13 protein-coding genes are annotated in these 15,749 nt (G+C 43.1%); all 13 read left to right on the top strand.

Going from position 1 to position 15,749, the window contains the following annotated elements:
* Nucleotides 1-15 precede the first annotated feature (15 nt).
* The 13 genes from ACHBIF_RS09020 (at nucleotide 16) to ACHBIF_RS08960 (ending at nucleotide 15,698) form a co-directional block, all read left to right on the top strand.
* Nucleotides 16-759, top strand: a complete 744-nt coding sequence (locus ACHBIF_RS09020; RefSeq protein ID WP_105111977.1) for a DeoR/GlpR family DNA-binding transcription regulator — start codon at nucleotides 16-18, stop codon at nucleotides 757-759.
* Nucleotides 756-1,667: a 1-phosphofructokinase gene (gene pfkB, locus ACHBIF_RS09015; RefSeq protein WP_394720036.1), complete on the top strand. Its 912-nt coding sequence runs from the start codon at nucleotides 756-758 to the stop codon at nucleotides 1,665-1,667. The genes ACHBIF_RS09020 and pfkB overlap by 4 nt, the downstream gene beginning before the upstream one ends.
* Entirely contained in the window at nucleotides 1,664-3,619 is a 1,956-nt protein-coding gene (locus ACHBIF_RS09010; protein WP_105111975.1) for a fructose-specific PTS transporter subunit EIIC, read from the top strand. Before pfkB ends, ACHBIF_RS09010 begins: the two co-directional genes overlap by 4 nt.
* Before the next feature lie 93 nt (nucleotides 3,620-3,712).
* Nucleotides 3,713-4,087 carry a DUF1149 family protein gene (locus tag ACHBIF_RS09005; RefSeq protein ID WP_394720034.1) on the top strand — a complete coding sequence of 125 codons (375 nt, stop codon included), beginning with the start codon at nucleotides 3,713-3,715 and terminating at the stop codon, nucleotides 4,085-4,087.
* Nucleotides 4,088-4,939 carry a DegV family protein gene (locus ACHBIF_RS09000; RefSeq protein WP_105111973.1) on the top strand — a complete coding sequence of 284 codons (852 nt, stop codon included), beginning with the start codon at nucleotides 4,088-4,090 and terminating at the stop codon, nucleotides 4,937-4,939.
* Nucleotides 4,940-4,947: 8 nt separating this feature from the next.
* Nucleotides 4,948-5,715 (top strand): 4-hydroxy-tetrahydrodipicolinate reductase, encoded by a 768-nt coding sequence (gene dapB / locus ACHBIF_RS08995; RefSeq protein ID WP_105123278.1) that lies wholly within the window; start codon nucleotides 4,948-4,950, stop codon nucleotides 5,713-5,715.
* Nucleotides 5,712-6,923 carry a CCA tRNA nucleotidyltransferase gene (locus ACHBIF_RS08990; RefSeq protein WP_394720031.1) on the top strand — a complete coding sequence of 404 codons (1,212 nt, stop codon included), beginning with the start codon at nucleotides 5,712-5,714 and terminating at the stop codon, nucleotides 6,921-6,923. Before dapB ends, ACHBIF_RS08990 begins: the two co-directional genes overlap by 4 nt.
* Nucleotides 6,916-8,784, top strand: a complete 1,869-nt coding sequence (locus ACHBIF_RS08985) for an ABC-F family ATP-binding cassette domain-containing protein (protein WP_394720029.1) — start codon at nucleotides 6,916-6,918, stop codon at nucleotides 8,782-8,784. Before ACHBIF_RS08990 ends, ACHBIF_RS08985 begins: the two co-directional genes overlap by 8 nt.
* 1 nt (nucleotide 8,785) lies before the next feature.
* Nucleotides 8,786-9,121, top strand: a complete 336-nt coding sequence (locus ACHBIF_RS08980) for a hypothetical protein (protein WP_170243196.1) — start codon at nucleotides 8,786-8,788, stop codon at nucleotides 9,119-9,121.
* A gap of 84 nt (nucleotides 9,122-9,205) precedes the next feature.
* Nucleotides 9,206-10,165 carry an ROK family glucokinase gene (locus ACHBIF_RS08975; RefSeq protein WP_105138701.1) on the top strand — a complete coding sequence of 320 codons (960 nt, stop codon included), beginning with the start codon at nucleotides 9,206-9,208 and terminating at the stop codon, nucleotides 10,163-10,165.
* 196 nt (nucleotides 10,166-10,361) lie between these two features.
* Nucleotides 10,362-13,985, top strand: a complete 3,624-nt coding sequence (locus ACHBIF_RS08970; protein WP_394720026.1) for an LPXTG cell wall anchor domain-containing protein — start codon at nucleotides 10,362-10,364, stop codon at nucleotides 13,983-13,985.
* 23 nt (nucleotides 13,986-14,008) lie between these two features.
* A complete protein-coding gene (locus ACHBIF_RS08965; RefSeq protein WP_394720024.1) occupies nucleotides 14,009-15,397 on the top strand; it encodes a glycosyltransferase in 1,389 nt (462 codons plus the stop codon).
* 127 nt (nucleotides 15,398-15,524) lie between these two features.
* Complete coding sequence (locus ACHBIF_RS08960) at nucleotides 15,525-15,698, top strand: hypothetical protein (RefSeq protein ID WP_394720022.1); 174 nt, start codon at nucleotides 15,525-15,527, stop codon at nucleotides 15,696-15,698.
* Nucleotides 15,699-15,749: the final 51 nt, after the last annotated feature.

The following is a 15,749-nucleotide window of genomic DNA, read 5'->3' as shown; positions in this document are numbered from 1 at the left end:
TCAGGAGGTGGTGACATGCTCAAATCGGAACGCAAACAAGTGATTCTTGAGAAGATAAAGGAAGAACAGTTTGTCCGTCTGGAAGAATTGGTCGACATCTTGAATACTTCAGAATCAACGGTGCGTAGGGATTTGGATGATTTAGAGGCAGCAGGAAAACTTCGTCGTGTCCACGGTGGTGCAGAGGCACCAGCCAATCTGCAACTGGAAGAAAGCATACGTGAAAAATCTGTCAAAAACGTTCAAGAAAAACGACAGGTTGCTGAAAAAGCAGCAGAGCAGATTGTTTCAGGGGATGTGATTTTCCTGGATGCAGGCACCACGACAGGGCTTTTGATTGATTTGCTGGACCAAGAAAACCTGACAGTCGTGACAAACTCCATTCATCACGCCGTTCGACTGGTTGAAAAGCAGATTAAAACCATTATCATTGGTGGAAATGTCAAAAGTTCGACCGATGCATCAATTGGTGCGGTGGCTTTAGAACAACTGCGACAACTTAATTTTGACAAGGCCTTTTTGGGAATGAACGGGATTGACAAGGATTTCTTGACAACGCCTGACATCGAAGAGGCGACCATAAAACGGACAGTCTTGGACAATGCCAAGGAAAGTTTTGTCCTGGCTGATGCCTCCAAAATTGGTCAATTTTCCTTTGTCAAGGTTGCTGCAGTCGAAAAAGCCTCCATTATCTGTCAATCCAGCGACAGCCATGTGTTTGATATTATCAAAGAAAAAACGAGGGTAATAGAAGTATGATATATACGGTTACGCTCAACCCAGCCATTGACTATATCGTTCGTCTTGACCATGTCGAGACAGGTAGTGTCAATCGTATGGAGAGCGATGATAAGTATGCTGGTGGTAAGGGAATTAACGTCAGTCGCATCTTGAAGCGATTGGGACATTCCAACACCGCTACTGGTTTTCTCGGTGGTTTTACTGGCCAATTCATCAAGGATGGCTTGATAGCCGAGGGTATTGATACGGATTTTGTTCAAGTTGACCAAGATACCCGCATAAATGTGAAAATCAAGGCCGACCAAGAAACGGAAATCAACGGTTTGGGTCCAATTGTGACAGATATTCAATTGGCAGAACTAGAAATGGTTTTGGCTGGCTTAACAAAAGATGATACCGTTGTCTTTGCTGGTTCAGCTCCGGCTAGTCTTGGAAATGAAATCTACAATAGACTGATTCCTGTGGCGAAAAAAGCGGGTGCTCAGGTAGTTTGTGACTTTGAAGGGCAAACGCTTCTGGATTCACTTGCTCACCACCCACTCTTGGTCAAGCCGAACAATCATGAATTGGAAGCTATTTTCAATGTTGAATTGAATAGCATGGCAGATATCGAGACCTACGCTAAGAAAATCTTAGATATGGGAGCTCAGAATGTTATCATTTCTATGGCAGGGGATGGGGCTTTGTTGGTTACTCCGACAGCAACCTACTTTGCCAAACCAATCAAGGGTACGGTGAAAAACTCTGTCGGAGCTGGAGATTCTATGGTGGCAGGATTTACTGGTGAATACGTTTGCTCACAAGACCCAATCGAAGCCCTCAAATGGGGAGTTGCTTGCGGTACGGCAACAGCCTTTTCAGATGATTTGGCAAGTATCGAATTTATTAAGGAAATTTATGAAAAAGTTGAGGTAGAAACTCTATGAAAATTCAAGACGTTTTGAAAAAAGATGTCATGTTGCTTGATTTGCAAGCAACAAGCAAGGAAGCAGTTATCGATGAAATGATTGCTAGTTTGGTTGATAAAGGCTATGTAACGGATTTTGACGTATTCAAAACAGGTATCATGAACCGTGAAGCACAAACAACTACTGGTCTTGGCGATGGTATTGCAATGCCACATGCTAAGAATGCGGCTGTAAAAGAGGCAACTGTTCTCTTTGCAAAATCAAACAAGGGTGTTGACTACGCAAGTCTTGATGGTCAACCAACTGATTTGTTCTTCATGATTGCAGCTCCAGAAGGTGCCAACGACACGCACTTGGCAGCCCTTGCGGAATTGTCTAAATACTTGATGAAAGCTGGATTTGCTGATAGAATTCGTGCGGCAACAAATCCTGAAGAAGTGATTGCAGTCTTTGATACAGCTGAAGCAGCAGACAAGGCAGCAGAAGAAGTGGTTGCAGCTCCAAGTGGCGACCGTCCATTTATCGTTGCTGTTACAGCATGTACAACAGGTATTGCTCACACTTACATGGCAGAAGAAGCTCTTAAGAAGCAGGCTGCTGAGATGGGTGTTGACATCAAGGTTGAAACAAACGGTGCATCAGGTGTTGGTAACAAATTGACTGCTGAAGACATTAAGAATGCGGCAGGTGTTATCATCGCAGCAGATAAGGCTGTTGACATGCCTCGTTTCAATGGCAAACCATTGGTATCTCGTCCAGTCGCAGCTGGTATCAAACAAGCAGAAGAATTGATTAACATCATCTTGGACGGTAAAGCGTCAACTTATACAGCGACAGAAGGAGCAGCTACTGTGGAATCTTCAGAAAAACTCAGCGTTGGTAAAGCATTCTATAAACACTTGATGAGCGGTGTTTCTCAAATGTTGCCATTCGTTATTGGTGGCGGTATCTTGATTGCCCTTGCTTTCTTGTTTGATAACTTGCTCGGTGTACCAAGCGACAGTCTTGGTAGCCTGGGGTCATACAACGAAATCGCAGCGATGTTCATGAAGATTGGTGGAGCAGCCTTTGGCTTCATGTTGCCACTTCTTGCAGGTTACATTGCTTACTCAATCGCTGAAAAACCAGGTTTGGTTGCAGGTTTCGTAGCTGGTGCAATCGCTAGTAGCGGTCTTGCTTTTGGTAAAATCCCTTACGCAGCTGGTGGTGAAGAAACGCTTGCTCTTGCAGGTGTATCATCTGGTTTCTTGGGTGCCCTTGTTGGAGGTTTCCTTGCTGGTGGTGTAGTGCTCGTTCTTCGTAACGCTTTGCGTAACATGCCAAAATCACTCCAAGGTTTGAATGCAATCTTGCTCTTGCCACTTTTGGGTACAGCTATCACTGGTTTCTTAATGTTCTTTGTCAACATCCCAATGGCAGCTATCAACACTGGTATGAACAACTTCCTTGCAGGTCTTGAAGGTAGCTCTGCTATTCTCCTTGGGCTTGTCCTCGGTGGTATGATGGCAGTCGATATGGGTGGTCCAGTTAACAAGGCAGCTTATGTCTTCGGTACGGGTACCCTTGCAGCAACTGTTGCAGACGGTGGTTCTGTTGCCATGGCAGCGGTTATGGCTGGTGGTATGGTTCCACCATTGGCAGTCTTTGTCGCAACTCTCTTGTTCAAGAACAAGTTCACGCAAGAAGAGCGTAACTCAGGTTTGACAAACATTGTTATGGGTCTGTCATTCATCACTGAAGGTGCGATTCCGTTCGGTGCTGCTGACCCAGCTCGTGCAATCCCAAGCTTTATCGCTGGTTCTGCCCTCGCAGGTGCCTTGGTAGGTTTGTCAGGCATTCAATTGATGGCGCCACACGGTGGTATCTTCGTTATCGCTTTGACCTCTAACCCATTACTTTACATCCTTTACGTATTGATTGGTGCGGTTGTGTCTGGTGTCCTTTACGGAGCTCTTCGTAAAGCTAAATAAGTTTGAAAACCTTGTCAAGTGACAAGGTTTTTTAGCTATTTCACAAGGTTTATGGTATAATGTGAGTATTATTGTTTAAGAGGAGTCTTAAAAATGAAAATCATTCGCGATAAAGAATTTGTCAACCAGTATCACTTTGATGCTCGCAACAAAGAATGGGAAAAAGAGCATGGTGAGCCAAAAACTGGCTTGAAAGTTGATTTTCAATTGGTCAATAGGGACGAAGAAGCACAGCGGACAACCATGGTTGTTATCTTGCGCTTTATGATTGTCTTGAATCATCATGTGATTTCTGGTGCCTTTAGCCAAGGTGTCCATGTGGACGGTCGCATTATCAATGAACCAACCGAATTTACTGAAGAAGAGAAAAAAGAGTTGGTATCTCCTCTCTTAGACATGCTGAAACGCATGACCTACGATGTTACTGAAATAGCCTACGATGCCCCAGGTATCAATTTGGAGTTCTAAATGAAATTAGCAGTTATTACGGATTCGTCGGCCGTCTTGCAGCCGACGACGCTTGCAAACAAAGATGTATTTGTTTTGCCTATTCCGGTCACCATTGATGAGGAATCCTTTGTCGAAGGACAAAATCTGACTGCCGAAGAATTTTATCAAAAGATGGCAGCCTCCGAGGATTTGCCAAAAACCAGCCAACCCAGTCTCTTGGAGTTGGAAGAAATTTTGACAGCCCTGCAAGCCAACGGCTACACGCATGCAGTCGGTCTCTTTCTCTCATCAGGGATTTCTGGATTTTACCAAAATATCCAATATCTGGCAGATGAATTTGAGGGGCTGACAATCGCCTTTCCAGATAGCAAAATCACGTCAGCTCCACTGGGTATGATGGTGGAAAATGTATTGAAATGGGCAGCAGCTGGTCAGTCTTTTGAGGAAATCTGTGCCAAACTGGATCAACAAATTGCCCAAACGTCCGCCTTTATCATGGTGGACGACCTGGATCATTTGGTCAAGGGTGGTCGCTTGTCCAATGCAGCAGCCATTCTCGGCAACCTTCTTAGTATCAAGCCGATTTTGTATTTTACGGATGAAGGGAAAATCGAAGTATACGAGAAAGTTCGGACGGAGAAAAAGGCTGTCAAACGTCTCTTGGAAATTCTTCAAGAAAAAACATCCGACGGCAATTACCAGCTGGCTATTATTCATGCCAACTGCCCAGAAAAGGCAGATAGTTTCAAAGAACAGTTGGAGCAGGCTGGTGTGACTAGTCAGTTGCCAATCGTGTCATTTGGTTCCGTTATCGGGACGCATTTGGGTGAAGGGGCCATTGCTTTCGGGATTTCGCCCATTATCGAATAGGAGTTTACATGACAATTAAGGTAATTATTGCAGGTTTTAAGGGAAAAATGGGCTCAACAGCGGTTGAGATGGTCAAGGGAGATGCAGACCTTAGTCTAGCTGCCTTGGTAGACCCATTTGCCACTGAGACAGAAGTAGATGGCGTGCCAGTTTTTAAGACAAAAGAAGAAGTTGCAGAGCTAGATGCTGATGTCTGGGTGGATTTCACCACGCCAAAATTTGCCTATGAAAACACACGCTTTGCTTTGGAGAATGGCTTTGCGCCAGTAGTTGGAACGACTGGATTTACACCGAAAGAAATCGACGAACTGACTGCACTTTCGGCTGAAAAAGGCTTGGGTGGCTTGATTGCGCCAAACTTTGCTATCGGGGCTATCTTACTCATGCAATTCGCAACACAGGCTGCTAAGTATTTCCCTAATCTGGAAATCATCGAATTGCATCATGACAAGAAAAAGGATGCTCCAAGTGGAACAGCTATTAAGACTGCCGAGTTGATTTCGCAAGTCCGTCAGGCGCAGCCACAGGGTGCAGCCGATGAAGAAGAGTTGATTACCGGAGCTCGTGGTGCAGAATTTGATGGATTCCGTATTCATTCTGTTCGCTTACCAGGTCTGGTGGCCCACCAAGAAGTGATTTTCGGTGCCCAGGGAGAAGGATTGACTATTCGTCATGATTCTTATGACCGTGTCTCCTTCATGAGCGGTGTCAATCTCGGTATCAAAGAGGTTGTCAAACGCCAGCAACTTGTATATGGTTTGGAACATTTACTATGAAATTAACACATCTGCCTTCTGAATTTCAGGAGGCTTTGCCGATTTTAGAGAAAATTAAGGCCGCAGGTTTTGAGGCCTATTTTGTGGGTGGATCGGTCCGCGATGCCATTTTGAGAAGAACCATTCACGATGTGGACATTGCAACATCCAGCTATCCGCAGGAGACCAAAGCAATCTTCCCACGGACCATTGATGTGGGGATTGAACATGGAACGGTCTTGGTTCTGGAAGGGCATAAGGAGTACGAAATTACGACCTTTCGGACGGAGGAGGATTACGTGGACTTCCGCCGGCCTAGCCAGGTTTCTTTTGTCCGTTCACTAGAAGAAGACCTCAGACGCCGTGATTTTACAGTCAATGCCTTTGCCTTGGATGAACATGCTCAGGTCATCGACTTGTTTTCTGGACTAGAAGATTTGGAGCAGAAGCGTTTGCGAGCAGTAGGAATCCCTGCAGAGCGATTCAATGAAGATGCCCTGCGAATCATGCGTGGCTTTCGATTTGCGGCTAGTCTGAACTTCGAGATTGAACAAGAAACATTTGAGGCCATGCAGGAAACAGCACCGCTTTTGGAAAAAATCTCTGTGGAACGCATTTTTATCGAATTTGATAAATTGCTGACGGCACCCCATTGGCGCAAGGGGCTGCAGGCTATGATTGATTCTAAAGCCTTTGATTTTTTACCAGATTTGGCTGGAAAAGGGCAGGAATTGGAGAAAATGCTATCTAGCTTGCAGGCAGATTTCATCTTTGAAACTTCTGAACAGGCCTGGGCCATGCTCTTTGTCTGTCTGAAAGTGGACAACATCAAGTCCTTCCTCAAAAAATGGAAAACCAGCAATGACTTTCAACGGACGGTCGTGCAATTGGTGGAAATTTATCAGCACCGCCAGACAGGACCAGTGACCAAGCAGATGGCTTACGAATACGGTAGGACAATGATTGAACTGGTCGAAAACCTGCGTCAGGCTCTGGGGCTCTCGGTTGATTTTGAAGAGATTGCTCAACTCGATAAGGACTTGATTATCCATGAACGACATGAGATTGTTGTGAATGGTGGCATGATTATGAAGAATCTAGCTGTCAAGCCTGGTCCTCTCTTGGGTCAGGTCCTAAATGCAGTGGAGTATGAGATTGTCGAGGGGAATTTGGCCAACAGAGAAGAGGACATCATGGCTTTTGTAAAGGAGTTTTTAAGTAATGAGTGATTTTATCGTTGAAAATTTGACCAAGTCTGTCGGCGACAAGACCGTCTTTTCAAAGATTTCCTTTATCATCCACCCAGGCGACCGCATTGGGATTATAGGGGTCAATGGCACTGGTAAAACAACGCTTTTGGATGTGATTTCAGGCAAGCTTGGTTTCGATGGAGATATTTCACCCTTTACCAGTAAGAATGATTTTCAGATGGCCTATCTGACCCAGGAGCCTGATTTTGATGAGAGCAAGACCGTTCTGGACACGGTATTGTCATCCGATTTGCGAGAAATCCAGCTTATTCGCCAATACGAGCAGCTCATGGCAAATTATGACGATAAGAGTCAGGCTCAACTTGAAAAAGTCATGGCAGAGATGGATGCCCTCAATGCTTGGGAAATTGAAAGCCAAGTCAAGACGGTTCTGTCAAAATTAGGATTACAGGATGTGACCAGCAAGGTGGCGGATTTATCTGGCGGCCTGCGTCGCCGTGTACAGCTGGCTCAGGTTCTTCTGGGCAATGACGACCTCCTACTTTTGGATGAGCCGACCAACCACCTGGATATTGAGACCATTGAGTGGTTGACGACCTTTTTGAAAAACACCAAAAAGTCTGTCCTCTTTATCACCCATGACCGCTATTTCTTGGACAATATTGCAACACGCATCTTTGAATTGGACAAGGCCGGTTTGACCGAGTATCAGGGGAATTACCAGGACTATGTTCGATTAAAAGCGGAGCAGGACGAGCGGGATGCAGCTCTCCGTCACAAGAAAGAACAGCTCTATAAGCAGGAGTTGACCTGGATGCGGAGACAGCCCCAGGCTCGTGCCACCAAGCAACAAGCCCGTATCAATCGTTTCCATGACCTCAAGAACCAGGTTCATCAAGCTATTGATGACTCAAGTCTTGAAATCAATTTTGAAACCAGCCGAATCGGTAAAAAGGTTATTCAGTTTGAGCAGGTCAGCTTTTCTTATCCTGGAAAGCCGATTTTACAGGATTTTAGCCTGCTAATCCAAAACAAGGACCGTATCGGCATCGTCGGTGATAATGGTAAGGGCAAATCCACCCTACTCAATCTGATTGCAGGCGACTTGCAGGCTGATGCAGGAAAGGTAGACATCGGAGAAACGGTTCGTATCGGTTATTTTTCTCAAGATATTCGTGGATTAGACGAGAGCAAGCGGGTCATCAATTTCTTGCAGGAAGTGGCAGAAGAAGCCAAGACCACATCGGGCATGGTGTCTATTGCTGAACTTTTGGAGCAGTTCCTCTTTCCGCGTAATACCCATGGTACACTGATTGAAAAATTGTCGGGTGGGGAGAAAAAGCGGCTCTATCTGCTGAAAATCCTTCTGGAACGGCCTAATGTCTTGCTTCTGGACGAGCCGACAAACGACTTAGACATAGCGACTTTGACAGTCTTGGAGCATTTCTTGCAAGGTTTTGCTGGTCCTGTCATCACCGTCAGCCACGATCGTTATTTCTTGGACAAGGTTGCTAATAAAATCCTTGCTTTTGAAGACGGTGGTATCCAGACCTTCTTTGGAAACTACACGGACTATCTGGATGAAAAGGCCTTTTTGGCTTCCAGCTCTGCTATTTCTTTGGAAAAACCAAAGGAGAAAATCGAGAAGGTCAGAGAGAACAAGAAGCGGATGTCCTATTTTGAGAAGCAGGAGTGGGCAACCATTGAGGATGAGATTGCTGGTTTGGAGGAGCGGATCGAAGCCATTGAGGCGGAAATGTTGACCTGTGGCAGTGATTTTACCAAATTGTCGGACCTGCAGAAGGAGCTGGACCAGAAAAATGAGCAGCTCTTGGAGAAGTACGAGCGCTTTGAGTATTTGAGTGAGATGGAGGGCTAGGATGAAAACTCTTATCATAGGCTACATGGCCCTTTACCTACTGGTCACATTGGTTTCAGCCCTTTATAGCTTTCTGAAAACCAAAAAGATGAACCTGCTGCGGCTGAGTTTGACATTTTTGGCAATGCTTGTGCTGGCAGTAACCCTTTATTATTACAGTCAAAGCTACCATGCCTTCCAGATGATTGGTTTTGCCCTTGGTTTTACCTTTATTTCTACGCTTTTTCTCTTCAATGGGACCAAGGAAGGAACTAATTTTATAGCTGCTATGTTGCTGAGTGTTGGGCGCTTTGTTCTCCATATTCAATTTCTAGTTCTGCTTTATCTTTTTAGATAAATTGTCCGTACAAGTTGTTTGAAAGGGCTTTACGAAAAGGTTTGCATTGTGGTATAATAGAGAAAATGAAGTGAGGTAATGATTATGTCAAAGAAAATTATCGGTATTGACCTTGGCGGTACATCTGTCAAATTGGCTATTTTAACGACTGCTGGCGAAATCCAGGAAAAATGGTCCATCAAGACCAACATTTTGGATGAGGGCAGCCATATCGTTCCGGATATTATCGAGAGTATCAAAGATCATTTTGAGAGCCACAATCTGACCAAGGATGATTTCTTGGGAATTGGTATGGGTTCTCCTGGCGTGGTCGATAGCAAAGCTGGTACTGTGATTGGTGCCTATAACCTCAACTGGAAGACCTTGCAGCTGGTCCGTGAACAGTTTGAGACCGCACTTGGTTTGCCTTTCTTTATTGACAATGATGCCAACGTAGCAGCTCTGGGTGAGCAGTGGGTCGGTGCCGGCGAGAATAATCCTGACGTGGTCTTCATGACGCTAGGAACTGGTGTCGGTGGTGGTGTTGTTGCTGCTGGAAATCTGATTCGCGGATCACGCGGTGCAGGTGGCGAACTTGGCCATTTGACGGTTGATTTTGAAGACCCTATCATGTGTACATGTGGTAAGCCAGGTTGCCTGGAGACGGTTGCCTCAGCGACAGGTATTGTCAATTTGACTCGCCGTTATGCAGCCCAGTATGCTGGCGATTCTGAGTTGAAGAAACTCATTGATGATGGTCAAGATGTGACAGCTAAGGATGTCTTTGACTTAGCAAAAACAGGTGATGACCTAGCTCAGATTGTCTACCGCAACTTTGCTCGCTATCTAGGAACAGCTTGCTCCAACATTGCAGCGACGCTAAACCCAGCCTACATTGTCATCGGTGGTGGTGTATCAGCTGCAGGCGATTTCCTCTTGGACGGTGTTCGCAAGGTCTTTGAAGAGACAGTCTTCCCACCGATTAAGGAATCAACTAAGTTGGCTCTTGCAACACTTGGCAATGATGCCGGGGTTATCGGTGCAGCGTCACTCGTTTTGAAATAAATTTGGAAAGCAGGGGTATCTCTGCTTTTTTTTTTTTTTTTTTATATTACTCCTTTCAAAAATTCAATACAGCTAAATGATTGAAGAAGGTGAAGGATCGATTGTATATACATTCTTTATTTGCAAATATTGATGTATAATGGTATAACGATATGTAAGCGCTATCATGATTCAATTATTATTAGGAGGTTAAATCATGGAAAAGAATCATAAGTATGGTTTTCGTAAACACAAGGCTGTAAAAGGACTTGGCGTAGCTCTATTGGGTACAGTTGGTGTACTCGCCGGCTCATCTTTAGTCTCTGCAAATGAAGTAGGTATTTCTGAAGCAGTTCAAACCAATCGAACGATAGATGCTACGATTAGCAGAGTCGATTACAATGAATTAACGGAAGAACAGAAGGCACACATTAAATCTGGAATGATTGATGAACAATTATCATGGATCAATCCAGAGACTGGGAATTTTGAATGGATTACTGGTTTTGTTGCTGTATATAAATCAACTGGAGATTGCCAAGTAATTCCTATTGATCCTAAACCAATTGAACCGAACGTTACGACTCCACCTACCCCTGGTTCTAACATTCCTGTTTTACCACTTACACCAAATAATCAACCTGTCTCGAAGGTTACTGGAATACCTAGGAAATCTAATCTACCAAAAACAGGCTTAGTCGGATCCAAAACCATTGCAGTAGCAGGATTAGGTTTGCTAACCTTTGGCGGATACTTATTGTTTAAGAACCGTAAAACTGGTAAACATGTTGCGATTGCACTATTAGTTGCAGGAGGGGTAGGAGTTTCTAGTCCAGTTCTTGCAAATTCTAGAACATTCCTTGACTTGGTTGAAAATGTAACCCTTCAACTTAATTCTCGCTTTACTCATACTCTTGAATCAGATCCTTGTTGGGAATATATTGGATACTATCCAGAAATCGCATCTGTACCTGCAGAAACACCTACAAGCCCCAATACTCTAACTTCAGCAGATTTGATATCTGAGTCACAGGAGACTAAAGGTAAAGTAACAGTTCACTATGTTGATGAGGAGGGGAATACAATAGCTGATTCCCAAGAGCTAGTAAATGCAGTTGTTTCCACCACTTATCGTACTAAAGTAACAATCAATGGTGTAGAAAAAGTCATAGAAAACACTGTACCTACTGAGGTTGACTATGATACTTCTGCACTTAAAGTCAATACTATTTTGTTTAATGGGGCAAGCTATGAGTATGTATCTGTTAAGGGTAGCGAAACAGGCAAAGTTGTGGCAGGCGAGACAGAAGTTACCTATGTTTACCGAAAAGTGACTCAACCTGTCGTAACTCGTGAAGAGCTTGATCCAATCCAAGAAACTGGTAAGGTAACAGTTCATTATGTCGATGAGGCTGGCAATAAACTTGCAGATTCTAAAGAATTGGTAAATGCCATCATTTCGACAACCTTCCGTACCAAGGTAACAACTGACGGTGTTGAAGAAATTAAGGAAAACAAAGTAGTTAGCGACGCTACTTACAACGCTGCAGCTGTTAAGGCGACTAGTTTGGAGTCAAATGGTGAAACCTACGAGTTTGTGGCTGTTCAAGGTACCGAAACAGGCAAAGTAGTGGCAGGTGAAACGGTAGTTACCTATGTTTACCGTAAAGTAACTCAACCTGTCGTAACTCGTGAAGAGCTTGAACCAATCCAAGAAACAGGTAAGGTCACAGTTCATTATGTCGATGAGGCTGGCAATAAACTTGCAGAGTCTAAAGAATTGGTAAATGCCATTATTTCGACAACCTTCCGTACCAAAGTGACAACTGACGGTGTTGAAGAAACTAAAGAAAACAAAGTAGTCAGCGATGCTACTTACAACGCTGCAGCTGTTAAAGCGACTAGCTTGGAATACAATGGTGAAACATACGAATATGTATCAGTCAAGGGCAATGAAACAGGCAAAGTTGTGGAAGGTGAAACAGAAGTTACCTATGTTTACCGCAAAGTAACTCAACCTGTTGTAACTCGTAAAGAACTCGAACCCCTTCTTGAAACAGGTACAGTAAATGTGCATTTTGTGGATGAGGCTGGTGTGACAATTGCACCATCAAAAGTTTTAGTAAACACGATTGTAAGCTTCACTGAACGGACCGAAACAATTACCGATGGAATCTCAAATATTGAAAAAACCAAGCGTGAAACCAATGCAAGCTACGATGCAAGCAATCTAAGACCTGATCGAATCGAGTTTGAAGGTGCATTATACGAATATTCTTCTGTCGATGGAGCGGTATCTGGTAAGGTCTTACCGGGTGAAAACCATGTAACTTACATCTATCGCAAGGTACCGAATACGACTGAAGAGTCAATACGAGAAATCAAGGGTAAAGTTATTACTCGCTATATCGATGAAGTGACAGGTCAAGAAATTCTTCCTGAAACCATTGTAAAAGAAGGAGTTATTGCCCTTGAGAAGACGACGGTAACTAAGGATTCCTTGGGCAATACTGTAGACACCCAAATTTCGAGTACTCCTGCTAGCTTTGACTACAGTACTGAAGCAGATAAGATTGTCAAAGAAGTAGAGATTGCTAAGAAGCGGACTGTTGCAACACATTGGATTAACCCTGAGACCAAGCAAACTGGCCTTGTTGAAAATAATGTAGCTCAAGGTTTATTAGATAGTGTGACTAGCCGTGTTCGTATCTATTCTCCAAGTAACCCAGGGGATCCTGATAATATTGCTGAAACACTGGATCACGTTCGTAATGAAGGATTTGATGAATCTTCGCAAACGATTGTAGAAATTGGAACAGGTAATAATACTACCATATATGGTACGAGGGATTATACAGACTATAGTTATTCCTATACAAGACCATCTAGAGCTATCGTACCTGAAGCTGAATATGAATTCAGTCGTGTAGAAGGGCAAGAAGTCGGAAGCAGTAATCAAAAAGTACAGACCATCACCTATTATTACAGGCCAAAAGTTGTAGAAGTTAAACCAATTATCCAAAAAATTGAACCAGAAGTACTACCAGTAGAATCCGTCAAACCTGCCAATACAGTGGAAGAGAGCCAACGAGAAATCAAGGGTAAAGTTATAACACGCTATGTAGATGAAAGTACTGGTCAAGAAATTTTGACAGGTTCAACTGTTGCTGAAGGGGTTGTAGCAATCGAAACAACCACCACAACAAAGGACTACAAAGGCAACATAATAGATACCAAGGTGACCACAGAACCAACAGATCTTAAATACGATACGACTGCAGATAGGGATTTAAACAACTCACGGATTGCTACTATGAGGGTTGCGCCGTTAGAAGCTTTTAATACCCTGACAGGTCAAACAAGTCCAATTGTAAACGGAAAAGCAACAGTTGCGGCAGAAACCTTGGATGTGTATATTCCGCTGACCGATCCTCAGTTGGATGGTAAATTCCTAAGCGACCGCTATGCAAAAGAGAGAGGCTTTGATACTACAACTTCCCAACTAGTTGAATCCGAAGCTGTCACAATGGATTTAAGCTCAACTGCGCAACAAGCCCTTCTTATCCCTAACATAGTGACGCAAGAAGGTGTTGTTACTCCTGAGCTAGAGATTGCTAATGGTCAAGTCTATTATGTCCAGCACTATGTTTATACCAAACCAGTTGATCTTGAAGAAAACCCTGTGCCGTATGAATTCACCAGGGTTGATACAGCTGAAACTGGTACAGTTGCGGAAGGCGTAACTGTAGTAACTTACTATTACAAACGAGTTAGTCTCTCTGTAGCTCCGCGGTCAAATTCGATAAATATCTACTTTTCACATACAACCGTGAAAGCTTAGAATATCCAAAAGGGAGAACACATGTGACACTATATACCTTGAGAAGTTGGATGTCGGACAAAACGTTTGGCTATGAAACCACACAAGTTTTTCGACAAAACGTATTAAATGACTTGGGTATTGCCAACTACCTTTTGCTCGGAACTCCTTATTCAACGCCATTTTGGAAGGAACAGCTTCAAGCACAAGGCTATAAACTGGATCATGTCATTATCTTACCTCACCTTTATTCGGATATTGACACTTGCCTGCGTTCCTATCAACTAGATGACTTTGAAGCCGATTTAACTAAAAAGCAAATCCTTTGGAAGGATAAGCAAATTTTCTCTCCAACGACAGCTATGTACACAACTGACGAGGGTTACTTTGACCTGAACTTAACAGCTGAAGGAAATATTTTATCCATCATCGAACGGAGTAAAAATTTAGAATTAAAAGCAGTAACTTCAGTTTTTGAAAAGCCGTTTTTTACCAATTTTTCGGACGACAGCTTCTGTTATTACGATAAAAATGGCAATATTGTCCTACAAGGGAGAATTGAAGATAAGGAGTGTTACTATTTTTACCAAGGTCAAAAATGGACCATGATCGATCTATTTGTGAACTTTCTGTCAGACAGAATAGTTCCTGATCAAGATATAGTCTTAAATGACCAGTTTATTAGCCAGACGCTAGAAACATTTTGTCAAGATCAAGGCATTACCTATCGCTTTATCCTTCATTATAACCATTACTTTTCACAAAAGAATGTCGAAGGCTACAATATTAAACTCGGAAAAGAAATTTTTGTTGCAAGTCCCTACATTATCGAGCCACTGGCTAAAGATGGCATTCAAGCAGAGTTCCTGCCTCCGATTGCCATTCAAGTAGCTCAGCAGCTGCCTAGAGGCTTGAAGAGCAATAAGCTACTTCTGGTTGGTAATATTTATGATCACAAACGAGTGGCTATGGCAATCCAGGCTATGAGAGAAGTTCCTGACTTAGAGCTTCATATTTACGGAGGTCGGGTTGAAGCAATTCAAGCATTGAAAGAACAGCACACGATTCCAGACAACGTGATTTTCAAAGGCTTTGTCCCTAGTAGTCAAATACCACGGTCAGAATATTGTGCTTATCTATCCTGTTCTCTTAGTGAAATGTTTGCTAACGCAATGGTAGAATGTCTTGGACTTGGCTTGATACCTATACTTTCCAGGGTTGATTTTGGACATAATCAAGTTTTAGAAGAATTGGATATTTACCAACAATGTGGTTTCGATAGTGTAGAAGATCTTGTGAAAGCCTTGAAAAATCTAGCAAGTTTACCTCTAGAAGATAGGCAGCAATTGTCTAATAAAATTCTTGACTATGCCAACAAATTCAGCTATGCGGAAGCACAAAAGCAATATAAGCTTGCTCTAGGTTATAACTAAATTCATGAAAGCAGGGCATCCCCCTGCTTTTTTCAATTCCGCTGTCACACTTTCTTTATATACATATATTGAAAGTTGGTTAATAAAAGGGTACAATAATAGTGAAAAGAGAAAGGAGTGTTGGTGTATGAAACAAGTAAACATACCTAAATTAATTGACTATCTAACTATAGTCGGGCTTTTGATTTTACTGTCTGCCTTTTTCCTTGATAATTGGATTCGTGACTGGTTTTTCCCATCGAGTTGGGGCAACGTAGCGACCATGATGATTTTGCCGGTTCTGTTGCAAAGTTTTAAATAAAGAATAAAATCCCTTACGGTATCTATGATTTAATCTGGGATTCCCAATAAT

This window comes from Streptococcus sp. A11, assembly GCF_043674225.1.
In the GTDB taxonomy this organism is placed as follows: domain Bacteria; phylum Bacillota; class Bacilli; order Lactobacillales; family Streptococcaceae; genus Streptococcus; species Streptococcus suis_V.
The sequence above is the reverse complement of the archived record's forward strand: the minus strand, read 5'-3'. Positions and strand labels throughout refer to the sequence as shown.

Coding starts and splice junctions, on each gene's coding strand:
- ACHBIF_RS09020 (WP_105111977.1), top strand. CDS start 16: ATGCTCAAATCGGAACGCAAACAAGTGATTCTTGAGAAGATAAAGGAA.
- pfkB (WP_394720036.1), top strand. CDS start 756: ATGATATATACGGTTACGCTCAACCCAGCCATTGACTATATCGTTCGT.
- ACHBIF_RS09010 (WP_105111975.1), top strand. CDS start 1,664: ATGAAAATTCAAGACGTTTTGAAAAAAGATGTCATGTTGCTTGATTTG.
- ACHBIF_RS09005 (WP_394720034.1), top strand. CDS start 3,713: ATGAAAATCATTCGCGATAAAGAATTTGTCAACCAGTATCACTTTGAT.
- ACHBIF_RS09000 (WP_105111973.1), top strand. CDS start 4,088: ATGAAATTAGCAGTTATTACGGATTCGTCGGCCGTCTTGCAGCCGACG.
- dapB (WP_105123278.1), top strand. CDS start 4,948: ATGACAATTAAGGTAATTATTGCAGGTTTTAAGGGAAAAATGGGCTCA.
- ACHBIF_RS08990 (WP_394720031.1), top strand. CDS start 5,712: ATGAAATTAACACATCTGCCTTCTGAATTTCAGGAGGCTTTGCCGATT.
- ACHBIF_RS08985 (WP_394720029.1), top strand. CDS start 6,916: ATGAGTGATTTTATCGTTGAAAATTTGACCAAGTCTGTCGGCGACAAG.
- ACHBIF_RS08980 (WP_170243196.1), top strand. CDS start 8,786: ATGAAAACTCTTATCATAGGCTACATGGCCCTTTACCTACTGGTCACA.
- ACHBIF_RS08975 (WP_105138701.1), top strand. CDS start 9,206: ATGTCAAAGAAAATTATCGGTATTGACCTTGGCGGTACATCTGTCAAA.
- ACHBIF_RS08970 (WP_394720026.1), top strand. CDS start 10,362: ATGGAAAAGAATCATAAGTATGGTTTTCGTAAACACAAGGCTGTAAAA.
- ACHBIF_RS08960 (WP_394720022.1), top strand. CDS start 15,525: ATGAAACAAGTAAACATACCTAAATTAATTGACTATCTAACTATAGTC.